Annotated in this window: 17 protein-coding genes; 4 read left to right on the forward strand and 13 right to left on the reverse strand. The window is 70.4% G+C overall.

The window, feature by feature from the left end:
* Positions 1 to 58 precede the first annotated feature (58 nt).
* The 7 genes from ACKTSN_RS20940 to ACKTSN_RS20970 all read right to left on the reverse strand — a co-directional run bounded on the left by ACKTSN_RS20940 (position 59) and on the right by ACKTSN_RS20970 (position 5,521).
* Entirely contained in the window at positions 59 to 820 is a 762-nt protein-coding gene (locus tag ACKTSN_RS20940) for an ABC transporter permease (RefSeq protein ID WP_409470510.1), read from the reverse strand.
* Positions 817 to 1,767: an ATP-binding cassette domain-containing protein gene (locus ACKTSN_RS20945; RefSeq protein WP_409470511.1), complete on the reverse strand. Its 951-nt coding sequence runs from the start codon at positions 1,765 to 1,767 to the stop codon at positions 817 to 819. The genes ACKTSN_RS20940 and ACKTSN_RS20945 overlap by 4 nt, the downstream gene beginning before the upstream one ends.
* Positions 1,768 to 1,840: 73 nt before the next feature.
* Positions 1,841 to 2,482, reverse strand: a complete 642-nt coding sequence (locus ACKTSN_RS20950; protein ID WP_409470512.1) for a PadR family transcriptional regulator — start codon at positions 2,480 to 2,482, stop codon at positions 1,841 to 1,843.
* A gap of 81 nt (positions 2,483 to 2,563) precedes the next feature.
* Positions 2,564 to 2,815 carry a type II toxin-antitoxin system RelE family toxin gene (locus tag ACKTSN_RS20955; RefSeq protein ID WP_409470513.1) on the reverse strand — a complete coding sequence of 84 codons (252 nt, stop codon included), beginning with the start codon at positions 2,813 to 2,815 and terminating at the stop codon, positions 2,564 to 2,566.
* On the reverse strand, positions 2,812 to 3,075 hold the full coding sequence (locus tag ACKTSN_RS20960) for a type II toxin-antitoxin system prevent-host-death family antitoxin (RefSeq protein WP_224737349.1): 264 nt from the start codon (positions 3,073 to 3,075) through the stop codon (positions 2,812 to 2,814). Before ACKTSN_RS20960 ends, ACKTSN_RS20955 begins: the two co-directional genes overlap by 4 nt.
* Before the next feature lie 49 nt (positions 3,076 to 3,124).
* Positions 3,125 to 4,585 carry an aldehyde dehydrogenase family protein gene (locus ACKTSN_RS20965; protein ID WP_409470514.1) on the reverse strand — a complete coding sequence of 487 codons (1,461 nt, stop codon included), beginning with the start codon at positions 4,583 to 4,585 and terminating at the stop codon, positions 3,125 to 3,127.
* Between the two features lie 111 nt (positions 4,586 to 4,696).
* Positions 4,697 to 5,521 (reverse strand): helix-turn-helix domain-containing protein, encoded by an 825-nt coding sequence (locus tag ACKTSN_RS20970; protein WP_409474883.1) that lies wholly within the window; start codon positions 5,519 to 5,521, stop codon positions 4,697 to 4,699.
* A 351-nt stretch (positions 5,522 to 5,872) separates the two neighbouring features.
* Here ACKTSN_RS20970 and ACKTSN_RS20975 point away from each other — a divergent pair, with 351 nt between their 5' ends.
* Entirely contained in the window at positions 5,873 to 6,346 is a 474-nt protein-coding gene (locus ACKTSN_RS20975; RefSeq protein ID WP_409470515.1) for an ATP-binding protein, read from the forward strand.
* Positions 6,347 to 6,438: 92 nt separating this feature from the next.
* Here ACKTSN_RS20975 and ACKTSN_RS20980 read toward each other — a convergent pair whose 3' ends face one another.
* The 5 genes from ACKTSN_RS20980 to rpmG form a co-directional block, all read right to left on the reverse strand.
* Positions 6,439 to 6,738: a DUF397 domain-containing protein gene (locus ACKTSN_RS20980; protein WP_409470516.1), complete on the reverse strand. Its 300-nt coding sequence runs from the start codon at positions 6,736 to 6,738 to the stop codon at positions 6,439 to 6,441.
* A 390-nt stretch (positions 6,739 to 7,128) separates the two neighbouring features.
* The gene (rpsR, locus tag ACKTSN_RS20985) at positions 7,129 to 7,362 is read right to left on the reverse strand and encodes a 30S ribosomal protein S18 (protein WP_409470517.1); all 234 of its coding nucleotides are present in this window, start codon (positions 7,360 to 7,362) and stop codon (positions 7,129 to 7,131) included.
* Between the two features lie 5 nt (positions 7,363 to 7,367).
* Positions 7,368 to 8,519 (reverse strand): CobW family GTP-binding protein, encoded by a 1,152-nt coding sequence (locus ACKTSN_RS20990; protein ID WP_409470518.1) that lies wholly within the window; start codon positions 8,517 to 8,519, stop codon positions 7,368 to 7,370.
* A gap of 3 nt (positions 8,520 to 8,522) precedes the next feature.
* Positions 8,523 to 8,807 (reverse strand): type B 50S ribosomal protein L31, encoded by a 285-nt coding sequence (locus tag ACKTSN_RS20995; RefSeq protein WP_409470519.1) that lies wholly within the window; start codon positions 8,805 to 8,807, stop codon positions 8,523 to 8,525.
* Positions 8,808 to 8,816: 9 nt separating this feature from the next.
* Positions 8,817 to 8,981, reverse strand: coding sequence for a 50S ribosomal protein L33 (rpmG, locus tag ACKTSN_RS21000; protein ID WP_409470520.1), 165 nt, complete (start codon positions 8,979 to 8,981; stop codon positions 8,817 to 8,819).
* Between the two features lie 66 nt (positions 8,982 to 9,047).
* Between rpmG and rpmB the strand changes: the two genes are divergently transcribed.
* The 3 genes from rpmB (at position 9,048) to ACKTSN_RS21015 (ending at position 10,221) form a co-directional block, all read left to right on the forward strand.
* Complete coding sequence (gene rpmB / locus ACKTSN_RS21005) at positions 9,048 to 9,284, forward strand: 50S ribosomal protein L28 (RefSeq protein WP_129799523.1); 237 nt, start codon at positions 9,048 to 9,050, stop codon at positions 9,282 to 9,284.
* Positions 9,285 to 9,315: 31 nt separating this feature from the next.
* On the forward strand, positions 9,316 to 9,621 hold the full coding sequence (gene rpsN / locus ACKTSN_RS21010; protein WP_409470521.1) for a 30S ribosomal protein S14: 306 nt from the start codon (positions 9,316 to 9,318) through the stop codon (positions 9,619 to 9,621).
* Positions 9,622 to 9,693: 72 nt separating this feature from the next.
* The gene (locus ACKTSN_RS21015; protein WP_409470522.1) at positions 9,694 to 10,221 is read left to right on the forward strand and encodes a hypothetical protein; all 528 of its coding nucleotides are present in this window, start codon (positions 9,694 to 9,696) and stop codon (positions 10,219 to 10,221) included.
* Positions 10,222 to 10,276: 55 nt separating this feature from the next.
* Here the strand turns inward: ACKTSN_RS21015 and ACKTSN_RS21020 are convergent, their stop codons facing one another.
* Positions 10,277 to 12,511 (reverse strand): FUSC family protein, encoded by a 2,235-nt coding sequence (locus ACKTSN_RS21020; protein WP_409470523.1) that lies wholly within the window; start codon positions 12,509 to 12,511, stop codon positions 10,277 to 10,279.
* Between the last annotated feature and the right edge of the window lie 4 nt (positions 12,512 to 12,515).

Genomic DNA, 12,515 nt, shown 5'->3' on the forward strand with positions numbered 1-12,515 from the left:
CTTCGGGTTCCACTCCCCGGCGAACTTTCTGCCGAACGCCCTGCCGGGGTGCGCCGCCCTACTTGCTCAGGCGCGCGAACCGGCGCAGGGCCAGCGGGAAGAACACCGCGAGCAGCGCCAGCGGCCAGACGACCGCGGGCCAGATGTGCCCCGCCTCCCCGCCCTGGTTGCCGAACAGGTCACGGACGGCCGTCGCCGTGTGGGACATCGGGTTCCACTGGACGACCGTGCCGAGCCAGCCGGGCATGGCCTCGGGTGTGGCGAAGGCGTTGGACAGGAAGCCGACCGGCCAGACCAGGATCTGCACGGCCTGCACCAACTCCGGCTTCCCGGCCACCAGGGCCAGCTGGATGCCGATCCACAGCATCGCGAGGCGGAACAGCAGCAACAGGCCCAACGCCCCAAGGAAGGCCGCCGCACCGCCGTGCGCACGCCAGCCGAGCGCGAGACCGACGCCGATGAGGACGGCCAGGGCGAGCGCCGACTGGAGCATGTCGGCCACCGAACGGCCCACCAGGATGGCGCCGTTGGTCATGGGCATCGACCGGAAGCGGTCGATCACGCCCTTGTTGAGGTCCTGGGTGACGGCGATCATCGTGCCCTCCAGGCCGAAGGCCATGGTGAGCGCGAGCATGCCGGGGACGAGGTAGTCGACGTACTCGCCGCTGACACCGCGGCCGCCGCCGACCAGGTAACCGAACATCAGCAGCAGCATCACAGGGAACGCCACGTTGACGACGACCTGGACCGGTTGCCGTGCCCAGTGGGCGAGTTCACGGCGGGTCATCGTCCAGGAGTCGGTCAGTGCGTATGTGGTCACGCGGCCTCCTTCACACGGTCTGCGGTGAGATGCAGGAACACCTCGTCCAGCGTGGGCCGCCGCAGGGCGATGTCCTCCGCCTCGATACCGGCCTCCTCCAGGGCTCGTACGACGCCGGAGAGTGCCGCCATCCGGTCGGTGACCTGCGCGCTGAGCATGCGCCGGTCGGTGTCGACGGTGACGTCGTCCTTGGGCACCGGCAGCACGGCCACTGCGGCGCCGAGGTGGCCGGCGTCGCGCAGGACGACGTCGATACGGTCGCCGCCGGTCAGCGCCTTCAGGGCGTCGGCCGTGCCGTCGGCGACGACCCGGCCGCGGTCGACGACCGAGATGCGGTCGGCGAGCTGGTCGGCCTCCTCCAGGTACTGGGTGGTGAGCAGGACCGTCGTGCCGCCGCCGGCCAGGGAACGGACGGAGGCCCACACCTCGGCGCGGCCGCGCGGGTCGAGGCCGGTCGTCGGTTCGTCCAGGAAGAGCACCTCCGGTTCGGTGATCAGTGAGGCGGCGAGGTCGAGACGGCGCCGCATGCCGCCGCTGTACTGCTTCACCGCCTTGCGGCCGGTGTCCTTGAGGCCGAAGCGCTCCAGGAGTTCACCGGCCCGCACGCGCGCGTGGCGGGCGCCCAGGTGGTACAGGCGGCCGAACATCTCCAGGTTCTGGTAGCCGCTCAACTCCTCGTCGACGGCGGCGTGCTGGCCGAGCAGGCCGATACGCAGCCGTACGTCGTACGCCTCCGTGACGACGTCGTGGCCCACCACCTCGATGCGGCCCGCGTCGGGGCGCAGCAGCGTGGACAGGATGCGGACCAGGGTGGTCTTGCCGGCACCGTTCGGGCCGAGCACTCCGTGCACCGCGCCACGCGCGACCGTGAGGTCGAGCCCGTCCAGTGCGGGTTTGTCGCCGTACTTCTTGCGTGCCCCTTCGACGGTGATCGCCGTGTCGGCCACTGAGACTCCCTCGCTAGTCAAACTTGACTACCTGCGGGAGGCCAATGCCCGCCCACTCTCTAGTCAAACTTGATTAACGGTCGTCCTCGGGATGCCGGTCCGCAGTCGCGTAAGGGTTCTCCTGACCCTCGGCCAAGACGCCGACGAAGGGGTCGCCTTCCCCGGCGAAGGTGTACGCGCCGCCCTCGATCCGACCGATCAGGCCCAGGGTCCATTCGGCTTCGGCATCCGCGGTGTGGATCCAGAGGTTCATGATCTCGCCGATGTGGCCGAGCGGTTCGGGGCCGTCCTCGGGGACGTAGTGCTCGGTGACGGCGGCGCGCCACTCCTCGATCCGCCGGGTCCGCTCCTTCAGGAGCGCCACCGCCTCCGCCCTCGGGAGGTCGACGATGAACCCGATGGCCGCCGACTTCATGTCCATCTTCTGGTCGTACGAGGTCAGCGCATCGCGCAGGAGCCGGAAGTACTCCTCGGTGCCCCGGTCGGTGATCTCGTACTCGGTGCGCGGGGGGCCGCCCGCGGTGGACGGGGCGATCTCGTGCGCGTGGAGCAGGTCCTGCTTGGCCATCTGCTTCAGGGCGTGGTAGATCGAGCCGGGCTTGGCGTTGGACCACTCGTGTGCGCCCCAGTACTCCAGGTCGTTGCGCACCTGGTAGCCGTGGGCCCGCCCGTGCTGGCGGACGGCACCCAGCACGAGGAGACGGATCGCTGACATGCCGTCCAGGTTATGACCTCCGGATTCGACCAGGACAACCAGCTCGAAGGCGGTCTTGCCGTCCAGGGACTCACGGTCAGGTCATATGGCCGTGCGGCCTACGTGCTCGATGTGGAGTGTGTGCGCGTCCGGATCGACGCGGTACAGGACGCGCCAGGGGCCGCGATGCAGGCGGCGGTGCTGTGCACCCCAGGCACGCGACCCCTCTGGCCGCTCGTTTTCGGCGAGTTGGTCGGTGGCTTGCAGAAGTGCGTCGACGCCGAGCGGGTCATCCTTGAGGTGACCGGCGGCGGCGTCGAGGGCCGCGGGCTCCCAGACGACCCGCCAGGTCACTCACTCCTCCCCGCCGCTTCGAGCAGCGCGCGCCGCGCCTCATCATGCGGAATGGGCGCCTCGGCGCGCCCCAGGGCCCTGTCCCGCTCCAGGCGGGCAAGCGCGAGGGCGTCCTCCAGATCTTCCAGCTCGGCCGGGGAGATCAACACTGCGGCCGGGACACCTCGGTCAGTCAGGGTGATGTGCTCGTGCTGCGCGGCCCGGCGAGCCAGCTCGCCGAGTTTGCCCCGCGCCTCCGCAATGGGATACGTAGCAGACATGCATCTACTGTACACCTAGATGCATGTCTGCTGTGCCCGGAACCGCCTCCTAGAACGGAAATCCGCTCCGCCCCCGCTGCACCGAGATCCACTTCAGCGTCGTGAACGCATCCAGCGTCGTCTCGCCGTTCAGGCGGCCCACGCCGGAGTTCTTCTCGCCGCCGAAGGGGACGAGCGGCTCGTCATGGACGGTGCCGTCGTTGACGTGAAACATGCCGGTGTCGATGCGCTGGGCGAAGCGGATGCCGCGTTCGACGTCATCGGTGTGGACGGCACCGCTGAGGCCGTACGGGGTGTCGTTGACGAGGCGTACGGCCTCCTCCTCGCCGTCGAAGGGGATGAGGAAGGCGACCGGGCCGAAGACCTCCTGGCGCAGCAGGCCGGAGTCGGCGGGGATGCCCGTCAGGACCGACGGCTCGACCAGGTTGCCGGTCGTCGTGCCGCGCACCAGGGCCGTGGCGCCCTCGGCGAGCGCCTGCTCGACCGTGCCCGAAATCGACTCCGCCTGGGAGGCGTTGATGACCGGGCCGATGACCGTCTGCGGGTCGCGCGGGTCGCCCGTCTTGAGGGACTTCACCTTGGCGACGAACTTCGCCGTGAACGCGTCGGCGATCGAGCGGTCCACCAGCACGCGGTTGGCGGCCATGCAGACCTGCCCCTGATGGACGTACCGACTGAAGACGGCGGCGTCGACCGCGTAGTCGATGTCGGCGTCGTCGAGGACCACCAGTGCGCTGTTGCCGCCCAGTTCGAGGACCGCTCGCTTGAAGTGCTGCGCGCAGACGGTGGCGACGTGGCGGCCGATCTTGTCGGAGCCGGTGAAGGAGATGACCTTGGGGACCGGGTGCGCGAGGAAGGCGTCGCCGATCTCCGCGATGTCCGTGATGACGACGTTGAGCAGACCGGCCGGGAGTCCCGCGTCCTCGAAGAGCTTCGCGATGGCGGAGCCGCCGGCGACAGGCGTGTCCTGGTGGGGCTTGAGGACGACGGCGTTGCCCAGGGCCAGGGCCGGGGCGACCGACTTCAGCGACAGCAGGAACGGGAAGTTGAACGGGCTGATGACACCGACGACGCCGACCGGGAGGCGGTAGAGGCGGTTCTCCTTGCCGGGGTCCGGGGAGGGGATGAGGCGGTCCTCGGGGCGCATCGTGAGGCTCGCCGCCTCGCGCAGGAACTCCTTGGCGAGGTGGAGTTCGAAGCCCGCCTTCACATGAGTACCGCCCAGCTCGGCGATGATCATCTCGGTGAGCTCCTGCTCACGCTCCTCGAGCAGGCGCAGCGCCTTCTCCAGGACGGCACGCCGGGCGAACGGGCCGGCCTCGGCCCACTCCTTCTGGGCCCGGGCGGCCGCACGGTAGGCCTGATCTATCTCGTCGACCGTGGCTATGGTGATCGCCGCGAGCTTCTCACCGTCGTACGGGTTGAAGTCGATGATCTCCCAGGAGCCGGTGCCCGGACGCCACTCGCCGTCGATGTACTGCTGAGCCAGGTCGGTGAAGTAGGACGACATGTGATCCCTCAATCCCCTGCCGCAGGACCAGTCGGAGGCGGCCCGGACGGCACGGCCGTCGCGGACACCCGATCGACTTGTGATCTGATCTCACGTCATCGTACTGATGTCTTACGACAGTTGGAGCAGACCTCGGAGAAGATCCCGGCTCTCGGCCGGACCCGGGCTGTCCCGCTGCAGCTCCTTGAGGGCCTTCTCGTACTGGGCGACGTCCTCGGCCTTGTCGAGGTACAGCGCGCTGGTGAGCTGCTCCAGATACACGACGTCCGACAGGTCGGACTCCGGGAAACCGAGGATGGTGAAGGCGCCGGACTCGCCGGAGTGGCCGCCGAAGCCGAACGGCATGATCTGCAGCTGTACGTTGGGCCGCTCGGAGAACTCGATGAGGTGCTGGAGCTGCCCGCGCATCACCTCGCGGTCGCCGTAGGGGCGGCGCAGGGCGGCCTCGTCCAGGACGATATGGAAGTCGGGGGCGTTCTCGGAGACGAGGTGCTTCTGCCGCTCCAGGCGCAGCGCCACCCGCTTCTCGACGTCGGACTCGCTCGCGCCCTTCATGCCGCGCCGGACGACCGCGCGCGCGTACGCCTCGGTCTGCAGCAGTCCGTGCACGAACTGCACCTCGTAGGCGCGGATCAGGGAGGCCGCGCCCTCCAGGCCAACATACGTCGGGAACCAGCTCGGCAGGACGTCCGAGTAACTGTGCCACCAGCCCGCGACATTGGCCTCTCGGGCGAGCGAGACCAGCGAGGTGCGCTCCGTCTCGTCATTGATCCCGTACAGCGTCAGCAGGTCCTCGACGTCCCTCGTCTTGAAGCTCACCCGGCCCAACTCCATCCGGCTGATCTTCGACTCGGATGCGCGGATGTGGTATCCCGCCGCCTCGCGCGTGATGCCGCGCGCCTCACGCAGTCGCCTGAGTTGCGAGCCGAGCAGCATCCGCCGCACCACCGATCCGGGCTCTCCCGCGCTCACGTTCGCCAGCCTCCCCAACCGTCTTCAGGGCCCGCAGTCTGCCACTAAAACACTCCGAGCAGTACTCGTCCGATTACACAGACGGAAAGAAGCCGAAGATTCCGTGACTGTCGGGGGAGGAGAGGGCAAGCGGACGGCCCGGAGTTGGCGGAAAAAATGGCCAACAAGCGGTACGGGAGGGGCCAATTCGGTCGCGTGCACGTGCATCTGCCCTTGCATCTGCTGTAAGCATCCGAAACCATGGTCCCGCGCCACCGCTGCATCGCTGACCGCGAATTCCCGGGAGTGCCTCGCATGGGGACGAATGGATCGACCATGCTCGAGCCGTTACGGCAGGGCCTTCCGCCGCTGGATCCCGCGGCCGTGTCCAACGCCGCCTCCTGCGCCCTGCCCGGCCGCTACGAAGCGGTCCGCGAGGCACGGCGGTTCACGCGCGGAACACTCGACCAGTGGGACATCGGGGACCGTTTCGACGATGTCTGTCTGGTGGTTTCCGAACTCGTCACCAACGCCCTGCGGCATGCGCTGCCGGCGGCGGGCCCGCGGGCACCGGAGGAACCGGCCGTACGGCTGCACCTGATGCGGTGGACCGAGCGGCTGGTATGCGCGGTGCGCGACCCCAGCAACGACAGTCCGGTCGCGCGCGAGGCCGACGACTTCTCGGCGGAGTCGGGGCGCGGACTGTTCCTGGTCGACTCCTTCTGCGACGGCTGGGGCTGGCATCCGCTCGCGGGCACGCTCAGCGGCAAGGTCGTCTGGGCGCTGTTCCGGCTTCAGCCCGACGGGTGACGAACCGCGGCACTTCTTCGTGCCGCGGTTCTACGCGCGTTACGGAGCGTCTGCGCACCGATACGCGGGAGTTGCCCCGGTGGCGGGGCGGGTCAGCCCGCTGTCAGGTGGTCGAACTCGCCGTCCTTGACGCCGAGGAGCATCGCCTCGATCTCCGCGCGCGTGTAGACGAGGGCAGGGCCGTCCGGGAAGTTCGAGTTGCGCACGGCCACCCGTCCGCCCGGCAGCCGCGCGAACTCCACACAGGAACCCTGCGAGTTGCTGTGCCGGCTCTTCTGCCAGGCCACGCCGTGCAGCTTTGTGGCGGCCATGCCGTTGTACACGCCGGACGCCGCGGCGCCGTGGTGCACGTCAGCGTCGTACACGTCACCGTCGTACACGTCGTGATCCACAGGTCGCTCCCCGGTGGTGCACTGGCTGGTGTGGCCATGGATGCAGTGGTCAACTGTGCCGGATCATAACCCTGTTCACGTGCAGATGCATGGGCAGATGCACGTGCACGGGGGGTGTTCCTACGGTTACAGCTTTGACGACCGCTTTACCGAAGTCGTTCCAGCGTCTGCCCCAGGGATCGCAGGACATGCGACCGCCATCCCCCGTCCATGGTCTTCCGCGCCATCAACCGCACCAGATCGGCCGGATCGAATCCTTCGTGCACCGGAAGAGACGCGTTCCGCGGCCTTGGTGTTCCAACCTCCCTGTTCCCAAGACGGGCGGCAGAAGAGAGGTAGGCGATTCCCTACGCGTCGAACGCAGGGAATCGCCTACCTGTACGGGTGTGCTCAGCGGCTGGAGTATGGCAGCAGCGCCATCCCCCGCGCGTTCTTGATCGCACGGGCCAGCAGCCGCTGCTGCTGGGCGGTAACGCGCGTGACACGGCGGCTGCGGATCTTGCCCCGGTCGGAGATGAACTTCCGCAGCAGGTCGGTGTCCTTGTAGTCGATGTACGTGATCTTGGCCTGGTCCAGCGGGTTGGGACGGTTCTTGGCCGGCTTGCGCTCGGGCTTGCGGGGCATCGGAGTCAGACCTCCAGGAGGGTGTCGAAGGCGGGTGGCAGCCGCTTCCAGGCGTCGCGCCCGGCGGCGTACTCGGCGTCGGTCAGCAGGCAGGACTCCAGCAGCTGCTCGAGTCCCTCGCGGTCGAGGCCGGGAGACGTGAAGACCAGGTGCTGGCAGCAGTCGCCGTGCTCGGGGTGCCAGTCCAGCGCTGCGGCGGCACGGCGCACCGGCGGCACCATCTCCCAGGCCGCATCAGGCAGGGAGGCCAGCCACGGACCCGCGCTCTCCACGCACAGGGCGCCACCGGCCGCGTCCCAGTGCAGCAGGGTGTCCGGCCTGTCGGCGAGCCAGAACCGGCCCCGGCTGCGGGCAGCGGCGCAGGTCAGGTCCTCCAGCGCCTGATAGAGCCGCTCCGGATGGAAGGGGCGGCGGCGGTGCCATACGAGCGTGGAGACGCCGTGCGCGTCGGCCTCGGCGGGCAGCAGGGCGCACGCCGGGTGCTGGGCCGCGGCAGCCGCCTCGACGTCGAAGCCGGCGAGGGCGGCGTGCGCCAGCGGGGAGCGCGCGCCCGTCAGGTCGCCGTGGCCGATCGGGACCTGACTGGCCGTCGGGTGGAGTTGGTCGAGCAGCTCGCGGTCCTCGTCGTCGGCCTCCGGGGGGTCCAGGACGGCGAGGACGGGGGCGTACTCCAGCTGCCGGGCGAAGGTGTCGGCGACGGTGCGCTGGTCGGTGGCCGCGGCGGCGAGGCCGCGCTCGGCGAGGTCGTCGCCGTTGCCGAGGTACGGCAGCAGCAGCGCCGGGTCGACGGCGGTGATCACGCCGGTGACCGTGAGCCCGCCGGACGTGACCACCTCGGCCATGGCCTTCGGCTCGACGGAGTCCCACAGCTCGACGACCGCGAGCGGGGTGCCGCCGGCGTCCGCGAGCCGCCGCAGCTCGGGCACCAGGTCCTCGCGCAGCGCGCAGCACGCGCAGTCGTTGACGAGCGGCGCCTCGCCGGCGTCCCGGATGCCGGTGGCGTCGCGGACGGTCCGTACGACCGTGCCGGCCGCGGCCGTCGCCAGGTCGTGGTGGAGTACGACGCTGCCGGGCACGTCGGCGAGCAGCTGCTCGACGGCCGCCTTGCGGGCGTCGGCGTGCAGCCCGCCGACGATCACGACGGAGAGCTCGGGCATGGGCTAGCCCTGCTTCCCGTACCGGCGTTCGAAGCGCTCGACGCGTCCGGCGGTGTCCAGGACTCGGGCGGTGCCGGTGCAGAAGGGGTGGCTGACGTTCGAGATCTCGACGTCCACCACCGGGTAGGTGTTGCCGTCCTCCCACTCGATCGCCTTGTCGCTCGTCATCGGCATGGGGGTTCCCCCGCTCGAGCGAAGTCGAGAGTGGGGGAGGGTCAGGAAGGCGTGGTCCGCGGCACGGTCACGGAAGACGACGGGACCGTGGTCCGGGTGGATTCCCTTGCGCATGGCGGCTGGTCAGCGCTCCTCTCGGAAGTCGACGTGGCGGCCGACGACCGGGTCGTACTTGCGCAGGGTCAGACGGTCCGGGTCGTTGCGGCGGTTCTTGCGGGTGACGTACGTGTAGCCCGTGCCGGCTGCGGACCGGAGCTTGATGACCGGGCGGAGTTCGTTGCGTGCCATGCTGGTACCTTACTGAAAATGAATTCCATTTACACACCCTGAGAGCAGAGAGGTACGTCACCACCGATGTCCGCCCACTGCATGCTGACCGGCGCACAGCCCGGCTTCGGCAACCGCATCTCCCACTCGCACCGGCGCACTTCGCGCCGCTTCGACCCCAACATCCAGACCAAGCGCTACTGGCTGCCCACCGAGGGCCGGTACGTGCGCCTGCGGCTGAGCGCCAGGGCGATCAAGACGGTCGACACGATCGGCGTCGAGGCGGCGGTGGCCCGCATCCGCGCGCGCGGAGTGAAGGTCTGAGAAGGGCTTCTGAGAGGGAGAGGGAACCGAGATGGCGAAGAAGAGCAAGATCGCGAAGAACGAGCAGCGACAGGAGATCGTCGCGCGGTACGCCGCACGACGGGCCGAGCTGAAGGAGATCATCCGGCGGCCGTCCGCCACGGAGGCCGAACGGCTCGCCGCGCAGCGTGAGTTGCGCAATCAGCCGCGGGACGCCAGCGCCACGCGCGTACGCAACCGGGACCAGGTGGACGGCCGTCCGCGCGGCTACTTCCGGGCGTTCGGGCTGTCCCGGGTGAGTCTGCGGGAGCAGGCCCACGCGGGGTATCTGCCGGGGGTGCGGAAGTCTTCCTGGTAGGGACCGACCCGGTTACGGGCTGGTAGCTTGCTGCGGTCGTACGGCTGACCGGCTCATCCTTGGGGGCATGCAGTGACTTCTGCGACCTACGCGCGCGTGCTGGTGCGTCGGCGGGTGCGGATTGCGGCCGCTGCGCTGACGGGCGTGCTCGCGCTGACCGCGCTGACCGCGTGCAGCGACGACGGCTCCACGGACGACTCCGCGCCCAGCCCCAGCGCGTCGTCGGCCGACACCGACGGTGGTAGGGGCGGTGGCGGCAGCAGCGGGTCGCCGTCCGCGGCCGGCGACCTGCAGGGCAGTTGGCTCGCCACGACTGACGGCGAGGCGGTGGCGCTGGTGGTCACCGGTGACGACGCCGGGCTGTTCGCCACCGGCGGGACCGTGTGCAGCGGGCGCGTGGGCAAGGCCCCGGGCACGCCGACCATCCGTCTCACCTGCCCGGACGGGAGCGACGAGCGCGGGACCGGCACCGTTGACTCCATCGGCGCCACGACTCTGAAGGTGACGTGGGAGGGCGGTCTCGGCGCGGAGACCTACACCAAGGCCGAGGGCGGAAAGCTGCCGTCGGGTCTGCCGACGGCAGGCTGGAGCAGGTCGTGAGGTGACGCCCCGGACCGCTGCGGCGGTCTGCGACGGCCGGATCCGGGCCGCGAGGTCACGTCCCTGACCGCTGCGGTGGGCCGCGGTCGTCCGACGAGGGCGGCGTTGGGTCCAGGGCCTCGGACAGTTCCGTGAGGCAGCGGTGCAGCATGCGGGAGCCGTGGCGTACGACGGGGTCGTCGGCGATGCTCCACGTCGGGTCGTCGAGGGCGTCGCGTACGGCGTCCCAGCGTGGGACCCGGCGCTCGCGGACGGCTTTCGCGCCCTTTTCCGTGGCCGTACGCAGAGCATCGGCGAGGCCGGCGGCGGGTGGGACGGGGCGGGCGTCGCGCTCCGGGAGATGGGCCTCCATCAGCATCGTCACGCGGCCCATCTGCGTCAGGGCGTCCTCCGCGTCGTCGGCGGCGACCCGGGACAGGCCGCGGTGGCGTACGGGCTCGTCCGCGGCCCGGGCCACCGCCGCGTGCCAGGCCGCGCGGGCATCGCGCGCGGACAGGAGGGCCTCGCGGACGTCGGGGGCTGCCTTGCCGACGGGTTCGGCGTAGTGCCGTACGACCGCGGCGGTGTACCGGCCCTGCGCGGCCAGCCAGTCGGCGAGGAGGGTGCGCAGGCGCGGTGTCTCCCAGGCCGGGTAGACGGCGTACGCGACCATCGCGAGGACACCGCCGACAACGGTGAGCAGGATGCGTTCGGGGGCGGTCTGCGTCCACTGCTCGCCGGCCGTGCCGAGCAGGAACACGACGTACGCGGCGATGCAGGCCTGGGCCACGAACTGGGCGGAGCTCATCAGGAGGTACATCAGCGCGGCGCTCGCCACGGCCAGCGCGGCGGAGAGGTGCGGGCCGGCGTGGGTGGCCTGGAGTGCGCCGGTGGCCACGCCTACGCCGATGACCGTACCGGCCAGGCGGGCGACCGCACGGCTGTAGGTCTGGGAGAAGTCCGGGCGCATGATCATGACCGCGGCGAGCGGTGCCCAGTAGCCGTGGCCGAACGGGAGGGCGGCGCCGAGGAGGTAGCCGGTGGCGGTGACGGCAGTGACGCGGGTGGCGTGGCGGGTGACCGGTGAGTTGGGGTGGAGTTCCTTGCGGATGGACCTGAGGGCAGCGGGGATCAGTGCGGGGAAGGTGGGGCGGAGGAGGGTCTTCCGGGAGGAGGGGGAGGAGGGAGGGCTGGTTGACGCCTCGGGTGTCGCTACGGGCGGACGTTGCCCTGTGCCTCTGCCGCTCTCGGATGTTGCCACGGGTGGGCGTTGCCCGGTGCCTCCGCCGCCCTTGAGCGTCGATACCTGCTGGAGTTGCCCGGTGCCTCCCCCGCTCGCCGTCTCCACCACGTCCCCCAGCAGACGGCCCAGTCGCGACGCCGCGCGGTAGGCCGGGCCCGTCAGGACGGCGCCCGTGGCCGGGGTGCTGAACGCGGCCACCGCGGTCGGCGGGAGCTCGACCGGGTCGCCGCGGCGGATGGCGCCGGCGGCGGCGTCGAGGATGGTGGCCGCCGCACCGAGGAGTTCGCGTACGAGGTCGCGTGCGCGGCCCTCCTCGGGTACGCCGACGGCCGGGTCGGCGAGGGAGGCGAGGACCGGGCGGATGCGCTCGGCCAGGCCGCGGGCACCGTGCAGTTCGGCGGGGCGGCGGCGGGCCTGGCGGGGGGTCACGGCGGCCGCTTCACGGGCCACCATCAGGGGCAGCGGATCGAAGGGCGCGACAGGGTCGTGGCGCAGCCGACGCGCGTAGTCGGCCTCGGCGGCCAGGGCGTCCGCGAGCGCGTCGCGATGGCGGCCCCAGCGTCGTACCGGAACAAGCACGATCAGTGCCGCCTGCACCAGACCACCGAAGATCATCATGGCCGCATGCCCCGCGGCCTGGGCGACCGAGGTCGGCAGAGTGACCGTCACCAGCATGATCGCCACGTTGGACGAGGCGATCAGGCCGGCCGTCGGGCCCGCGGCCCAGGTCAGGCCGGCCGCGAAGGTCCACAGCACCAGCAGGGCCACGAAGAGCGCGAGGTGGCTGATGGTGATATAGCCGAGGAAGGTCGAGACGGCGAGGCTGGTGCCGGAGGCCAGGGCCAGCTCGGGGCGCGGGCGCCAGCTGCGCTGGAAGGTGGCGATCGCCGCCTGGAACGCCCCGAAGGCCGAACTGACCGCCGCCTCGGTCCCCAGCGCCCACATGCTCACCCAGATGGTGATCGCGAGTCCGGCCGCGCCGCGCAGCGCGAGCAGCGGTTCCAGCCGGGTCCGCTGCACACTGAGCCCCGAGCGCGCGGTCTCCCTCAGCGCCAGAAACCAGCTCATTTCG

Source organism: Streptomyces flavusporus (assembly GCF_046267975.1).
Classification (GTDB): Bacteria; Actinomycetota; Actinomycetes; order Streptomycetales; family Streptomycetaceae; genus Streptomyces; species Streptomyces flavusporus.

Coding starts and splice junctions, on each gene's coding strand:
- rpsR (WP_409470517.1), bottom strand. CDS start 7,362: ATGCCCCGCAAGCCCGAGCGCAAGCCGGCCAAGAACCGTCCCAACCCG.
- ACKTSN_RS20960 (WP_224737349.1), bottom strand. CDS start 3,075: ATGTCTGCTACGTATCCCATTGCGGAGGCGCGGGGCAAACTCGGCGAG.
- rpmB (WP_129799523.1), top strand. CDS start 9,048: ATGTCCGCCCACTGCATGCTGACCGGCGCACAGCCCGGCTTCGGCAAC.
- ACKTSN_RS20990 (WP_409470518.1), bottom strand. CDS start 8,519: ATGCCCGAGCTCTCCGTCGTGATCGTCGGCGGGCTGCACGCCGACGCC.
- ACKTSN_RS20965 (WP_409470514.1), bottom strand. CDS start 4,585: ATGTCGTCCTACTTCACCGACCTGGCTCAGCAGTACATCGACGGCGAG.
- ACKTSN_RS20995 (WP_409470519.1), bottom strand. CDS start 8,807: ATGCGCAAGGGAATCCACCCGGACCACGGTCCCGTCGTCTTCCGTGAC.
- rpmG (WP_409470520.1), bottom strand. CDS start 8,981: ATGGCACGCAACGAACTCCGCCCGGTCATCAAGCTCCGGTCCGCAGCC.
- rpsN (WP_409470521.1), top strand. CDS start 9,316: ATGGCGAAGAAGAGCAAGATCGCGAAGAACGAGCAGCGACAGGAGATC.
- ACKTSN_RS20950 (WP_409470512.1), bottom strand. CDS start 2,482: ATGTCAGCGATCCGTCTCCTCGTGCTGGGTGCCGTCCGCCAGCACGGG.
- ACKTSN_RS20975 (WP_409470515.1), top strand. CDS start 5,873: ATGCTCGAGCCGTTACGGCAGGGCCTTCCGCCGCTGGATCCCGCGGCC.
- ACKTSN_RS21020 (WP_409470523.1), bottom strand. CDS start 12,511: ATGAGCTGGTTTCTGGCGCTGAGGGAGACCGCGCGCTCGGGGCTCAGT.
- ACKTSN_RS20970 (WP_409474883.1), bottom strand. CDS start 5,521: ATGCTGCTCGGCTCGCAACTCAGGCGACTGCGTGAGGCGCGCGGCATC.